This is a genomic window from Streptomyces yongxingensis, from assembly GCF_055597465.1.
The window spans coordinates 7,845,699-7,860,271 of record NZ_CM145717.1 but is presented as its reverse complement, the minus strand read 5'-3'; the positions used below and the strand labels follow the sequence as shown (position 1 = coordinate 7,860,271).

The 14,573-nt window shown below is 73.1% G+C and carries 8 protein-coding genes; 3 read left to right on the top strand and 5 right to left on the bottom strand.

All coding sequences use genetic code 11. The features are described 5' to 3' along the window. Positions 1-141 precede the first annotated feature (141 nt). The 3 genes from ACZ6TD_RS33655 to ACZ6TD_RS33645 all read left to right on the top strand — a co-directional run bounded on the left by ACZ6TD_RS33655 (position 142) and on the right by ACZ6TD_RS33645 (position 6,461). Positions 142-789, top strand: a complete 648-nt coding sequence (locus ACZ6TD_RS33655; protein ID WP_210948053.1) for a LuxR C-terminal-related transcriptional regulator — start codon at positions 142-144, stop codon at positions 787-789. A 137-nt stretch (positions 790-926) separates the two neighbouring features. Beyond that, entirely contained in the window at positions 927-4,061 is a 3,135-nt protein-coding gene (locus ACZ6TD_RS33650; protein WP_471344255.1) for an alpha-N-acetylglucosaminidase, read from the top strand. A gap of 459 nt (positions 4,062-4,520) precedes the next feature. Then, on the top strand, positions 4,521-6,461 hold the full coding sequence (locus tag ACZ6TD_RS33645) for a hypothetical protein (RefSeq protein ID WP_471344253.1): 1,941 nt from the start codon (positions 4,521-4,523) through the stop codon (positions 6,459-6,461). A gap of 475 nt (positions 6,462-6,936) precedes the next feature. Here ACZ6TD_RS33645 and pulA read toward each other — a convergent pair whose 3' ends face one another. From pulA to ACZ6TD_RS33620, 5 genes are all read right to left on the bottom strand, one after another. Continuing rightward, on the bottom strand, positions 6,937-9,594 hold the full coding sequence (gene pulA, locus ACZ6TD_RS33640; RefSeq protein ID WP_471344251.1) for a pullulanase-type alpha-1,6-glucosidase: 2,658 nt from the start codon (positions 9,592-9,594) through the stop codon (positions 6,937-6,939). A gap of 42 nt (positions 9,595-9,636) precedes the next feature. Then, a complete protein-coding gene (locus ACZ6TD_RS33635; protein WP_471344249.1) occupies positions 9,637-11,025 on the bottom strand; it encodes an alpha-amylase in 1,389 nt (462 codons plus the stop codon). A gap of 514 nt (positions 11,026-11,539) precedes the next feature. Beyond that, complete coding sequence (locus tag ACZ6TD_RS33630; RefSeq protein WP_471358259.1) at positions 11,540-12,586, bottom strand: LacI family DNA-binding transcriptional regulator; 1,047 nt, start codon at positions 12,584-12,586, stop codon at positions 11,540-11,542. Between the two features lie 131 nt (positions 12,587-12,717). Then, the gene (locus ACZ6TD_RS33625) at positions 12,718-13,548 is read right to left on the bottom strand and encodes a sugar ABC transporter permease (protein ID WP_037959686.1); all 831 of its coding nucleotides are present in this window, start codon (positions 13,546-13,548) and stop codon (positions 12,718-12,720) included. A gap of 2 nt (positions 13,549-13,550) precedes the next feature. Further along, positions 13,551-14,573, bottom strand: a complete 1,023-nt coding sequence (locus ACZ6TD_RS33620) for a carbohydrate ABC transporter permease (protein ID WP_471344248.1) — start codon at positions 14,571-14,573, stop codon at positions 13,551-13,553.

The following is a 14,573-nucleotide window of genomic DNA, read 5'->3' as shown; positions in this document are numbered from 1 at the left end:
GCACGTCTCGACCAGCGCCAGTCCTCGGCCGCCCTCGACCGCCCGGCCCGCTGATAACCCCCCGCTCACCGCACAGCGGTACATTCGTCGGATTCGGTCACGTCCCCCACCCCAGGGGCCCGACGAAGTCCTGGAGCCGCCGTGCGCGTTGTCCTCGCCGAAGACCTCTTCCTCCTTCGGGACGGTCTGGTCCGGATGCTGGAGGCGTACGACTTCGAGGTCGTGGCCGCCGTGGAGAGCGGGCCCGAGCTGAGCAAGGCGCTGGCCGAGCTGGAGCCGGATGTGGCGGTGGTGGACGTACGGCTGCCGCCGTCGTTCAGCGACGAGGGGCTGCAGTGCGCGCTGGCGGCGCGGCGGGCGCGGCCGGGGCTGCCGGTGCTGGTGCTGTCGCAGCACGTGGAGCAGTTGTACGCCCGGGAGCTGCTCGCGGACGGCAGCGGCGGCATCGGCTATCTGCTCAAGGACCGGGTCTTCGACGCCGACCAGTTCATCGACGCGGTGCGGCGGGTCGCCGCCGGGGGCACCGCGATGGATCCGCAGGTGATCTCGCAGCTGCTGGACCGGCGCGCCCAGGACCGACCACTGGGGCGACTGACACCACGGGAGCTGGAGGTGATGGAGCTGATGGCGGAGGGGCGGTCCAACACGGCGATCGCGGCACAGCTGTTCGTCACCGAGCGGGCCGTCGCCAAGCACACCTCCAACATCTTCGGCAAGCTCGGCCTGCCGCCGTCGGACGACAACAACCGGCGGGTGCTGGCGGTGCTGGCCTACCTCGACCGGGGCTGAGCCGCCGGAGCCGATCGGCGATGAGGTCGGCTCGGTCCGGGGCCAGGGGCTCCCGTGCGCCCCATTGCTCCCACCCCACAACGCTGGTTAAGTGCCTTGTCCATATGACCCATTGGCCGTTGTCCGTTGGGGGGCGCATGAGCGACCTGAGCAGACGCACGCTGATCGGAACCGCCGGAGCACTGGGGGCCGGGGCCACGCTGGGGAGCCGGTTACCGGCGATGGCCGACGAGCCGCACGACGCACAGGACACCGCCGTGACCGCATTCGACACCGCTCCCGCACACGCCGCGCTGCGGCGGCTGCTACCGGACCACGCCGATCAGTTCCGGCTGGTGGCGCTGGAGAAGCGGGGGGACGAGGAGCGGTTCGAGGTCGGCGGGTCCGCGGGGCGGCCGACGGTCTCCGGGACCAGCCCGGCGGTGCTGCTCACCGGGGTGCACTGGTACCTCAAGTACACCTGCCACGCCCAGATCACCTGGTCCGGCGATCAGCTGAACCTGCCGAAGAAGCTGCCCGCGCCCTCTCAGCGCGTCACCCGCTCGACCGCGCTCCCGCACCGCTTCGCGTTCAACGACACCCATGACGGCTACACCGCGCCGTTCGCCGGGTGGGACCAATGGGAGCACCTGATCGACATCGCGGCCCTGCACGGCTGCAACGAACTGCTGGTCACCGCCGGCCAGGAGGCCGTCTACCACCGGCTGCTCCAGGACTTCGGCTATACGGACGACGAGGCGCGCGCCTGGCTCCCCGCCCCCTCCCACCAGCCGTGGTGGCTGCTGCAGAACATGAGCGGTTACGGCGGCCCGGTGTCCCCCGCGCTCCTGGCCAAGCGCACCGAGCTGGGGCGGCGGATCGCCGACCGGCTGCGGGAGCTGGGCATGCGGCCGGTGTTCCCCGGCTACTTCGGCACCGTCCCGGACGGCTTCGCGGACCGCAACCCGGGGGGCCGTACGGTCCCGCAGGGCGACTGGAACGGGCTCAGGCGGCCCGACTGGCTCGATCCGCGCACCGAGGTGTTCCGGAAGGTGGCCGCCGCCTTCTACCGCCATCAGGACGAACTGTTCGGCGAGGCCGAGCTGTTCAAGATGGATCTGCTGCACGAGGGCGGCGACCCCGGTGACGTCCCCGTGCCGGAGGCCGCCCGCGCCGTGGAGACGTCGCTCCAGACCGCCCGCCCCGGTGCCACCTGGGTGATCCTCGGCTGGCAGGAGAACCCCCGCCGCGATCTGCTGGACGCCGTCGACCACGACCGGATGCTCATCGTGGACGGTCTTTCGGACCTGGACACGGTCACCGACCGGGAGAAGGACTGGGGTGCGGTGCCGTACGCGTTCGGCACCATCCCCAACTTCGGCGGCCGCACCACGATCGGCGCCAAGACCCATATGTGGACCAAACGGTTCACCGTATGGCGCGACAAACCGGGCAGCAAGCTGGTCGGCACGGCCTATATGGCGGAGGCGGCAGAGCGGGACCCGGCCGCGTTCGAGCTGTTCAGCGAGTTGGCGTGGCGGGATGAGGCAGTGGACCGGACCGAGTGGTTCCGCTCCTACGCCGATGTGCGCTACGGCGGGCGGGACACCAAGGCCCGGGAGGCGTTCGCCGCGCTGCGCGACACCGCGTACGAGATCAGCAGCAAGGACGGCCGCCCGCACGACTCGGTCTTCGCCGCCCGGCCCGCCCTGACCGCGCGTTCGGGCACCAACTACGCCACCCACACCCCCGCCTTCGACCCGGCCGGGTTCGACGTGGCCTTCGCGGCGCTGCTGGGCGTGCGCGCCGGGCTGCGCGACAGCGACGCCTACCGCCACGACCTCACCGACATCGCCCGGCAGGCGCTCGCCAACCGCTCCTGGCAACTGATCCCGCAGCTGAGGGACGCCTACGACCGTAAGGACCGCACGGCCTTCACGACGCTGGCCCGGCTATGGCTCAAGCTGATGCGGCTCAGCGACGACATGACCGGCGCCCACCGGCGGTTCCTGCTGGGCCCGTGGCTCGAGGACGCCAAGCGGATGGCGTCGGACGAGGAGGAGTCGGCCCAGCTCGAGCGGGCCGCGCGCACCCTCATCACCACCTGGGCGGACCGCCCCACGGCCGACGGCGGCAAGCTGGCCAACTACGCCAACCGCGACTGGAGCGGCCTCATCGCCGACTTCCACCTCCCCCAGTGGCAGTCCTATCTGGACGAGCTGGAGGACGCGCTGGCGGAGAACCGGGCGCCGCGCTCCTTCGACTGGTTCGCCGTCGAGGAGCCGTGGACGCGCGAGCGCAAGAGCTACCCGGTGCGGCCGACGGCGGACGCCCACCGCACCGCCCAGCGGGTGTACGAGGCGCTGGCCAAGGCCCCGTACCAGGGCACGCTGACCGTCACCGCCGAGCCCGCCACCCTGCCGCCCGGCGGCACCGCGTCCCTCACCGCCGCCCTGCGCAACGTGAGCGGGCTGCGCCCCACCGGCCGCGTCGACTTCGACCTCACCGTGACCGGTCTTGACCCGTCCCCGGACGGGCCGACCCGGCTGCCGAGCGTCCCGGCGGGCGGCACGGGCGAGGTCCACTGGCGGGCCACCGCGCCCGACGAGCCGCTGGAGCACCCGCTCAAGCCGCTGCCGTACGAGCTGGGCGTCACGTACGGGCCGCGCGGCGAGGAGCGGGTGCGGGCCGTGCGCACCGGGACGCTGTGGATCGCCGGACCGCTGGCGGAGGGGTTGAAGACGGTCACCAACAGCGGTGCGGCGTTCGGCCAGTTGGACGAGCGGTTCGCGATCGACGGCGCGGGCCAGGACCTGTGGAAGGGCACCGCCGAATTCGGCTCCGTCTACCGCGATGGCGTCCTTACGGTGGGCACGGCCATGACCGTGAAGGTCGACGCCCAGGCGGCCACCGGGCCCTGGGCGCGGGCCGGGATCATCGTCCGCGACGACCTCGCCACGGCGGGCTCCCCCGGCTTTGTGAACCTGTCCGTCACCCCGGCCAACGGGGTCGTCCTGTCGTACGACTCGGGCGGCGACGGCACGCTGGACACCTACCAGCGGATCACCGGCGTCAAGGCGCCCGTACTACTGCGACTGACCCGCACCGCCGCCACCTCCTACACCGGCGAGCTGTCCACCGACGACGGCGCGAGCTGGCGGAAGGTGGCCACGGTGACGGCCCCGGGCGGGGCGGCCGCGCAGGACGCCGGGATCTTCATGAGCGCGGCGAACGGTGGGACGGGGGCCCGGGGGACGGTCGAGTTCAGCGGCTGGAGGACGAGTACGCCGTAGCGGGTCGGCGTCGGGGGCGGGGCTTAGGGGCTGGCGGTCGTGCCGCCTGCGGCGGGCTGCTCCCCTCCCCGCCCCTTCCCTCAACTGGGGCTCCGCCCCAGACCCCGGCCGGACGGCCCGGAGGTGCGCGGGCACCCGGCCGGTCTGCTGACACGCCGGCGCGCCGACCGCGATCAGCCCGCCGACGCGGGTGTGGCTCGTCGACGCCCGGGTCCAGGGGCGAAGAGCCGCCCGGCAAGGGGCACCGCCCCTGACCCCCCGGGGTCTGGGACGGAGCCCCACCATCCAGCCCCTCCGGCGATTGAGGAGCGGGGTCTGGGGCGGAGCCCCACCACGCGGCGGAGCCGCATATCGGTGCTGCGGGAAGGGGCGGGGAGGGGATAGCAGCCCGCCGCAGGCGTCAAGGCCCGCCGGACGCCCCGTAGGTGACCAACCCGGCCCGCCACTCGTTCACGACACGTGGACCAGCACCAGGCGACAGTCGCCACCGACGACGAAACCACCGGCCTGATCGACGTCGAGCAGGCCGAGGCCGCCATCGTCGAGCACTACCCGCGGCTGGTGCGGCTCGCGTATCTCATCCTGCCGCCGGGCATCGGGCGCACCCGCCGGGTGCTCGCGGCACACGCCCTCGCCCAGCGCGCGCTGCCCCGCAACCGGGGCTACGGCACGGATCCGGATCCGCACCCCGCTGTCGAACTGCCCTGGCAGCGCGGGACGAAGGGCCCGGGGACCGACACGGGCTACGCCTATGTGCGGCTGCGGGTGCTGCGCCTGGCGCTGCGCGCCGCCCGGCAGCGGCCCTGGTGGCAGCGGCCCCCGGCGCTGCCGCAGGTGTTCGGGCTGCGGCTGTTCCCGCGCTCCGGCGGGGCCGATGAACTCGCCCTGGAGAAGGCGCTGTCGGAGCTGTCCGCCCCCGGCCGCGCCGCCTACGTCCTGCTGGAGCTGGAGCAGCTCGACGAGCACGAGACGCGCGGCCTGCTGCGCGCCGCCGGGGTCGCCGACGCGCGGGACGCGGTGGACGAGGCGGAGTCGGTGCCGGAGCCGGCGGGCAGCCGGGACGAATCGCTGCTGGAGTCCGCCGAGTTCGACCCGTGTTCGCTCCAGGCACGGCCCACCGATCTGATGCGCCGCCGCCAGCATCTGCGGGCGGTGCTGGTGGCGGTGGTGGCGCTGGTGGTGTGCGGGACGCTGCTGGGGATGCCGGGGCGGGGCTGGGGGCCGAGCGGTGCCGCCGCGCCCTCGTACGCCCGCAATCCGGCCTCCGAACGGGCCCTGGACCCGGACAGGTTGACCCGCGCCGCGCCCGACGCCTGGCGCACCGCCTCCCGCGCCGACTTCTCCTCCTGGCCCGCGCGCGGCGACCGGGTCCGGGACACCGCGCTGCTGCGCCGCGCGCTGGCCGTCTGGGCGCGGCCGGGTGGTTCGGTGCGGGTGTCGGCCACCATGGGCACGCAGTCCGGGCCGCCGTCGGGGCCGCCGCAGCTGCTGTTCGCGGGCGAGGTGGACCAGGCCACGGTGGTGCTGCTGTACGACGGGCTGCGGGTGGCGCGGTACGCGGAGGCGGGCGAGGGCGGCGCGGTCGCGCTGGACTTCGCCCGGCTGGACGCCGCCGACGCGGGCACCTCGACCGCGCTGGTCCTCAGCCGCACGGACGGCAACGTCCGCTATCTGACCGCCCCTTGGGTGCGCCACGCCTGGGTGCGGGACCTGCTGCACCCGGCCGGGGCGCCGCGCCCGCTGCGCCGCACCGGGGACGGGGTGACCGACCCGGTGCGCACCGTTCCGCGGCTGCGCCCCTGCCGCGGCTGGCCCGCGCTCCAGTTCGGCTCGCGGCTGGTGGCGGACCTCGGCGAACTGGCCCCGGCCCGGCTCACCTACGGCACCCCGGGCGCCGGGGTGCGCGATGTGGCGGGGCGGGCGGCCCGGGCGAGCTGGGCCAGGACCGGGTGCCGGCTGGCGATGATGCGGGCGCGCGGGGTGCGCTCGGTCAACGCCTGGCGGTTCGCCGCCCAGGCCCTGCCGGAGGCGGGCGGCCACGCGGTCTGGCTGTGCACCCGCGCCGACACCTGGCGGGGCACGGGCAGCAAGGTCCTGGCCCAGTTCCAGCCGTGGGACACCCGCCGGGGCAAGACGGGGGCGGTCGCGGCCGGCGCCGACAACTCCCCCGCCTGCGGCCCGCGCGAGCCGCGGGTGCTGGCGGGGGTGCTGTGGAAGGCGCGGTCCGGCCACTGGTATCTGCTGGCCGCCGGAAGCCGCCAGGTGACCGGGATCGTCGCCACCGGCGGCGTCCGGGGCCGCTCCTCCGGCCGCGGGCTGACGCTGCCCGCCAAGGCGGGCGCCCGCGCCGACCTCAAGGCCCGCCTGGCGAACGGCGACCGGCTGGGCCCCCTGCGGTAGGGGGGCGTCCGGTGGCTTTTCCCCTCCCCGCCCCTTCCCGATACCAAGGGCTCCGCCCCTGGACCCAGGGTCTGGGGCAGAGCCCCGGATACCCCCTGGCGCGCTGGCACGCCAGGACGGCGGGGCCTGGCGGTTGGGGCCAGCGGCTGACGCACGCCGGGCCCGGGGCCGGTGGATCTTCCCCCTCCCCGCGGTATCGATGCGCGGCTCCGCCGCGTGGCAGGGGCTCCGCCCCTGGCCCCCAGCTCCGCGGCGGAGCCCCGGACACCCCCCGACACGCAGGCACACCAGAACGGCGAGACCTGGCGACTGGAGTCGGCGGCTGACGGGCGCTGGGGCGGCGGGGCCGCGGACTCCCGTCACCAGGGGCCTGGGGCGGAGCCCCAGTTTCGGGAAGGGGCGGGGAGGGGGCAGCATCGATATGCGGCTCCGCCGCGTGGCCCGCCGCAGGCGGCACGCTCCGCCGGACACCCCCTCAGCGCCCCGCGGCCCCCGCCCTGAACACGGCGACCGTGCGGCCGGGCACCGTGAAGGTGCCGGTCGCGCGCTCGTAGCCGGACGTCCGCACCGCGGCGTCGGCGCCGTGCGCCTGGACCGGGTGGAGGGCGTACGGCGTCCCGGCCAGGGCGGGGACGGTCTGCGACTGCCGGGACGGGGTCGCGTTGAAGACCACGACGAGCCGGCCGAGCCGCATGGTGATGACACCCGGCGTCTCCCCGGTCCCGGACAGCGGGAAGGACAGCGCCTGCCGCACCCCGTCCGCCGTGGTCTGGCTGAACGCCTTCTCGGTGGTGCGGATCCGCAGCAGATCCCGGTAGGCCGCCGAGGCACCCGTGATCTCGGAGCAGCCGGGGCGTACCGCCGGGTTGGTCAACAGGGGCTTGGCGTACGGCCACTTGGACTCGTTGTCCGCCGCCGGGGGCAGCCCCCGGCCGAAGCCGTTGCCGGACGCGCAGTCCCAGTGGGCGGCGTTGAACCAGTCCCCGCTGTCGAAGGAGTTGCGGTCCAGCGACTTCGAGCGCAGCAGATCGGTGCCCGCCTGGCTGAGCGCCGGACCCTGGGAGAGGGTGGCGGTGGCCAGGGCCACCACCTGCGCCCTGGCCCGGTCGGCCGCCGAGGTGGTGGCGGGGAGCTTGTAGGCGAGCGCGTCGTAGAGGGTCTCGTTGTCATGGGCGTCGGCGTAGGCGAGCGCGTCGCCGGGGGCGGCGGCGTAACCGGCCGGGGAGCCGTTGTAGTCGACCTCGGAGCCCTTGACCCGGCGTCCGCCGGTGTCGGTGAAGGTGTAGTCGGCCAGGTTGCCGGAGAGTCCGACCTTGATCAGGTCCTGGGCGTGCAGCAGCCGGGCCCGCTGCTCGTCCCGGCCGCCGTTGGCCGGTGAGCCGTTGGGGTCGGTGAAGAGCCCGGAGGCGAAGCCCTGGACGCGGGGGTCCTCGTCGAACGGCCCGCCGCCGCGCACCGCGTCCCGCGCCCGGTCGCTGAAGGTGGCGATGCCGGTGCCGGCCATGTTGCGCTGGGTGGCCTGGACGAAGCGGGCGTCGTCGGCCGCCTCGCCGAAGTTCCAGCCCTCGCCGTAGAGGATGATCGACTTGCCGTCCACCCCGTCCTTGGCGGGCGTCAGGGCGTCGAGCGCCTTGCGCACGGCCAGGATGTTGGCCTTGGGGTGGTGGCCCATGAGGTCGAAGCGGAAGCCGTCGACCTTGTACTCACGGGCCCAGGTGACGATCGAGTCCACCACCAGCTTGCCCATCATCGCGTGCTCGGGCGCGGTGCCGGGGCAGCAGGTGGAGGTCGCCACGCTGCCGTCGTCCAGCAGCCGCTGGTAGTAGCCGGGCACGATGCGGTCGAGCACCGACTTGTCGTCCTGCCCGGCGGCCACGGTGTGGTTGTAGACCACGTCCATGACGGTGCGCAGCCCGGCGTGGGCCAGGCCCTGCACCATCCGCCGGAACTCGCGGGTGCGGGCCGGGCCGTCCGGGTCGCTCGCGTAAGACCCCTCCGGCACGGTGTAGTGCAGCGGGTCGTAGCCCCAGTTGTAGCCGTCCCTGTCCGCCGTCCCGGCCACGCACTTCTGCTGCTGGTCGGAGTCGGCGGGCAGGGCGGCCAGGTCACAGCCGGGCCGGGCCTGGTCGGACCGCCGCTCCGGGACGGTGCCGAAGTCGAACGCGGGCAGGAGGTGGACGTACGAGGTGCCGGACCGGGCCAGCCGCGTGAGGTGCCGCATCCCGTCCGAGCCGCGGTCGGTGAAGGCGAGGTACTGGCCGGGGTGGGCGCTGGTGCGGTCCGCGATGGAGAAGTCGCGGATCTGCAGCTCCTGGATGCGGGCGTCGCGCAGCGGAACGGCCTTGGGCTTCTTCAGCGACGCCCAGCCGGCGGGGGCGAGCCGGGGATCGGCCAGATCGGTGACCAGACTGCGGGCGGAGTCGGCGGTCAGGGCGGTGGAGTAGGGGTCGGTGACCTCGTTGGTGACGGTCTTCCCGACGCTCGGCGCCCAGACCCGGACCCGGTAGCGGTAGGGCTTGTCCCGCCAGTCGGGGCTCCCGGTCACGCTCCACACCCCGCTGCCGGGGTCCCGCCGCATGGCGACGGTGCGCCCGTCGAGGTCGAGCGACACGTTTTGGGCGGTCGGCGCCCAGACGGAGAGGGTGGGGCGGCCGCCGTGGAAGACCGGGCCGAGGCGGGCCCGGCGCGCCCGGTCCGCGTAGAGGTCGTCCAGGACGCCGGGGATCTGCACCCCGGTGCGGTGCAGCACGTGGTCGCGGTCGTCGGCCGCGCGCTGGACGGCGGTGAGCGGGCCGCGCAGCGCCGTGGCGGCCTTGTCCCGGTCGCGCGGGTCGAGCCGATAGGCGGGCCGGTCGGCCAGATGGGGGTAGGCGGCCTTCTGGGCGTCGGTCAGGGAGGCCGGGGCCAGCCGTAGCGTGCCGCCGTCCGCGGAGCGCAACTCCTCCGCGGTCGCGGCGGTGTGCCCGACCTTCCAGACGACGGTGGCACGGTCGATCCACTGCGCCTCGGCGGTGGCGGCGGTCGCCGCCGTGGCCCGCGCGGTCTGCGAAACGGCGGGCACGGCCGCCGCGCCCAGCGCCAGGGTGGCGAGCGCGGCGGCCGTACGGAACAGGGGGACTCTCGGGGATTTCACGGGGCTGGTGGCTCCTTGAGAGGGTCAGGGACGGAGTGGGCGTCAGCCACAGCTACGGGCGCCCGTGTGCAGGGCCACCGCCGTGTTCGCGCCCAGCGTGGCCGTGAACTGGCCCGAGGAGTCGACCGTGACGGACTTGCCGCTCTGGACGTCGCAGTAGCCGCCCGCCGGGAGCGAGGTCTGGAAGGTCCGGGTGAGGGAGCCGCTCTCGTGGTTGATGGCCACGTACGCCTTGTCGGCACGGCCGAAGGCGATGGCGTTGTTGCCGTTGTCCCACCAGTTGGTCACCGAGGCGCCCCGGGCCGTGTTGCGGAAGGCGACCATGCTCCTGATCTCGGGCCATTTGTGCTGGCACTTCCAGCCGTCCTGGTAACAGCCGCCCACCGCACCGCCGTTCGGCGGGCCCGCGTCGTTGTCGCTGAACTCGTAGCCGGAGTGGACGTCCGGAGAGCCGTAGGGCCAGGCCAGCATGAAGACGTTGGCCAGGGTGTAGTCGGCGCCATTCTTGTAGGTGAGGGTGGAGCCGTTGCGCTCGGTGTCCCAGTTGTCGACGAAGACACCGGACTGGCCGCCGGCCATATAGCCCCAGCCCTCGCCGAAGTTCTTCAGATACGCGAGCTTCTCGCTCTGGAACACCCGCTTGAGGTCCCGGCCGTAGCGGAACTCCTGCACATCGCCGTTGCGCAGATACTCCGTCGGGGAGACCGCCTCGCCCTCGCCGTGGATGACCTCCTGCTTCCAGTAGACGCCGGGGTCGCTCAACTGGCTCTTGATGGCGGCCAGGTCGTCGGCCGGGATGTGCTTGGCGCCGTCGACACGGAAGCCGTCCACGCCGAGCGAGAGCAGGTCGTTGAGGTACCGCGCGAGCCGGGTCCGGACGTACGGCTCACCGGTGTCCAGGTCGGCGAGACCCACCAGCTCGCAGTGCTGCACATTCCAGCGGTCCTGGTAGTTGCTGATCTGCGCGGTGCAGTCGTCCATGTCCTGGGGCTGGTAGATCCCGGGGTAGTCGTACTTGGTGTACGAGGAGCCGCCGGTACCGGTGCCGGATCCGGCGGACATGTGGTTGATGACGGCGTCGGCCACCACCTTCACGCCCGCGGCGTGGCAGGTGTCGACCATGTTCTTGAAGGCGGTGCGGTCGCCGAGCCGTCCGGCGATCTTGTAGCTGACGGGCTGGTAGGAGGTCCACCACTGGCCGCCCTGGATGTGCTCGGTGGCCGGGGACACCTCGACATAGCCGTATCCGGCGGGGCCGAGGGTGCTGGTGCACTCCTTGGCGACGGAGTCGTACTTCCACTCGAAGAGTTCGGCGGTGACGTCCTTGGTGCCGGGCGGAGTCGCCCGCGCGGTCTGGGGCAGGGCGACGAGCGTCACCGCGCTCGCCGCGAGGGCGAGCGCGGTGGCGAGGGGGATGCGGCTGCTGGCCATCGTTCCTCCGTGGGGGGAGTTCGGGGGTGCCGATTGAGCCTCGTACGGCAACGCGCCATGCCCGTAAGGCCATTGAAGGTTCTTGCTGCAAGACGTCAGTGGTGGGGTGGTGACGGGACCGTACTCGCGAGCTTTTGTTGTTGCAAGACCTTTCGCAAGCGATTGCGGCGGTGTTACGTTCAACCACGTTCTCCGGTCCGGCCGGCCGGGGGCCCGGTCAACGGGCCCCACGCGCCCGGCCGGTCGGATCGGTTTTCCCAGGGGGTGCCCGCCGCGCGGCAGGGTGGCATGGGCTCCGCCCCTGGACCCCGGGGCCGACAGCCGACCACCGCCGCCGTTAACACCAGCACCGGCGGGCTGATCAACGGTTCGGCACGCCGACCCAGCGGACGACCGGCCGGACACCCGCACACAACCGGGCCGCCCGGCCCGGGGCCTGGGGCGGAGCCCCAGTTGCGGGAAGGGGCGGGGAGGGGAACGGCCCGCCGCAGGCGGCACGGGCCGTCGGGCACTCCTAGGGCAGCCTGGCCGTGGAGCCGCGCACCACGAGGTCCGGCTGGAAGACGAACTCCGTGTGCTGGACCGGGTTTCCGGCCATCTCCTCCAGCAGCGCCCCCACCGCCGCCGTCGCCATCGACTGCACCGGCTGGCGGACCGTGGTCAGCGGGGGATCGGTGAAGGCGATCAGCGGGGAGTCGTCGAAGCCGACCACCGACACATCGTGCGGCACCCGCAGCCCGCGCCGGGCCGCCTCCCGGATCGCCCCGAGCGCCATCAGATCGCTGCCGCACACGAGGCCCGTACAGCCCTGGTCCAGCAGCGTGGCCGCCGCCACCTGCCCGCCCTCGACGCTGAAGAGCGTATGCCGCACCAACTCCCGTCCCTCGTCCGCCGATCGGCCCAGCAGCTCCGCGCTCGCCGCGAGGAACCCCTCGACCTTGCGCAGCGCGGGGACGTAGCGGGCCGGGCCCACCGCGAGGCCGATGCGGTGGTGGCCGAGCGCGGCGAGATGGCGGACGGCCATCCGCGCCGCCGCCCGGTCGTCGGGCGAGACGAACGTGGCCTGGATGTGCTCGTTGTAGCCGTTGATCAGCACGAACGGCACCTTGCGCCCGGCCAGCCGGGCATAGCGGGCGGGGTCGGCCGTGGTGTCGGCGTGCAGTCCGGACATGAAGACGATGCCCGCCACATCACGTTCCTCCAACTGCTCCACCAGCTCGTCCTCGGTGGCGCCGCCGGGCATCTGGGTGCACAGGATCGGGGTGTAGCCGTGACCGGCCAGCACCTGCTCGATGATCTGGGCGAAGGCGGGGAAGACCGGGTTGGTCAGCTCCGGGATCACCAGGCCGACCAGCCCGGCGCTGCGCCGCCGCAGCCGTACCGGCCGTTCGTAGCCGAGGACGTCGAGGGCGGCGAGCACCCGCTGCCGGGTGGTGGCCGCCACGCCCGCCTTGCCGTTGAGCACCCGGCTGACGGTGGCCTCGCTGACCTGGGCCTGCGCGGCGATATCGGCGAGCCGCGGCGGCGCTCCCGGTGGGCCCGCCGCGGAGGGACCCGCCACGGACGGGCCTGCCGCGGACGGGCCCGCCACGGACGGGCCTGCCACGGATGGACCTGCCACGGGTGGGCCCACCTCCCGTGCGCTCGCCGCCGGCGGATCCGCCGCCGACGGGCCCGCCGCCAACGGACTCGTCACGACTTGGTCGCCCCGGCCGTGAGCCCCGCCACCAGATGGCGCTGGGCCCAGGAGAACACCAGCGCCGCCGGGATGGCGATCATGACGGCCGCGGCCGTCATGGAGCCCCAGTCGGAGGTGTACTGGTTGACGAAGGTCTGGAGCCCAGCGGCGAGCGTGAGGTTCTCCTCCCCCGTCATGAAGGCGGAGGCGTAGGCCACCTCGGCCCACGCGGTGATGAAGGTGTAGAACGCGGTCACCGCGAGCCCCGGCTTGGCCAGCGGGACGACCAGCCGCCAGAAGGTCCCGAAGGGGTTGAGCCCGTCGACCCGGCCCGATTCGTCGATCTCCACCGGGATGGTGTCGAAGAAGCCCTTCATCATCCAGGCGCAGAACGGCACGGCCACGGTGAGGTAGGTGACGATGAGCGAGATCGGCTGGTTGAGCCAGCCCAGCGTCGACATGATGTTGTACAGCGGCACGATGAGGATGGCCACCGGGAACATCTGGGTGATCAGCAGCAGCCACATCAGCGGGCGCATCCCGGGGAACCGGAAGCGGCTGACGGCGTAGCCGGTGGTGGCGGCGACGAAGACGCCGAGGAGCGTGGTGATGACCACGATGAACAGCGAGTTGCCGAACCAGGTCAGGAACTCGGTGTCGCCCAGGACGTGTTGGTAGTTCCGCAGCGTCGGGTCCTTGACCACATCGGTGCTGAACGCCTCGCTCTTGGGCTTGAACGAGGTCACCACCAGCCACAGCGGCGGGAAGACCGCGACCGCGGAGGCGATGACGAGCGTGGTGTGCAGCCCGACGGAGGCGAGCGGGCCGCGTCGTTGGTCGCGCATGGCTACCACACCTCTCCCTGCTTGCGGAGCGAACGGCGGTAGACCACCGCGAAGAGCATGAGGATGAGCAGGATCAGCACACCCCAGGCCGAGGCGCCGGCGAAGTCGCGCGGGCTGTTGACGAAGGAGAGCCGGTAGGCGTACGTCACCAGGATCTCGGTGGAGTCGCCGGGTCCGCCGCGGGTCAGCAGGAAGATCACCGGGAACATGTTGAACGTCCAGATGGTCGACAGCAGGATCACGGTGGAGCTGACCGAGCGCAGCCCGGGCAGGGTGATGTGGCGGAACCGCTGCCAGGGGCTCGCCCCGTCCATCTCGGCGGCCTCGTAGAGCTCACCGGGGATGGACTGGAGCCCGCCGAGCAGCGCGACCAGCATGAACGGCACCCCGAGCCAGATGTTCACGGCGATCACCGAGACCTTGGCCATGGTGGGGTCGTTCAGCCAGGGCACCGCGTCGATCCCGCCGCCGTGCAGCACCTTGTTGAGGATGCCGTTCTTCTCGTTGTAGAGCAGCCGCCAGGCGAAGACGGACACGAAGGCGGGGACGGCCCAGGGCAGGATCAGCAGCGACCGGTAGAGGGTGCGCCCGGCGAACCGCCGGTTGAGCAGCACGGCCAGGCCCAGGCCGATGGCGAAGGTGAGCGCCACACAGCTGACGGTCCAGGTGACGGTCCAGCTCAGCCGGTCCCAGAAGACCTGGTCGTCGAGGATCGCCCGGAAGTTGTCGAGGCCGACCGTCTGGTAGGTGGCGGGGATGTGGTTGATCCCGATGGTGCGCTCGACATTGGCCTCGTTGGCGTCGGTCAGCGACAGATAGACGCCGCGGACCAGCGGATAGCCGATGATCAGCCCGATGACGAGCACGACGGGCGCGACCATGGCCCAGGCGTACCAGTGGCGGGCGAGCGCGTTGCGGATCCGGCGCGGCGGTGGGGGGCCGGCCTTGTGAACCCGGCCGCCCCGGCCGCGGGCGCCCTTCGCGCCCGCGGCCGGGTCCATCGCCGGGCTGGTGTCGACAGCCAT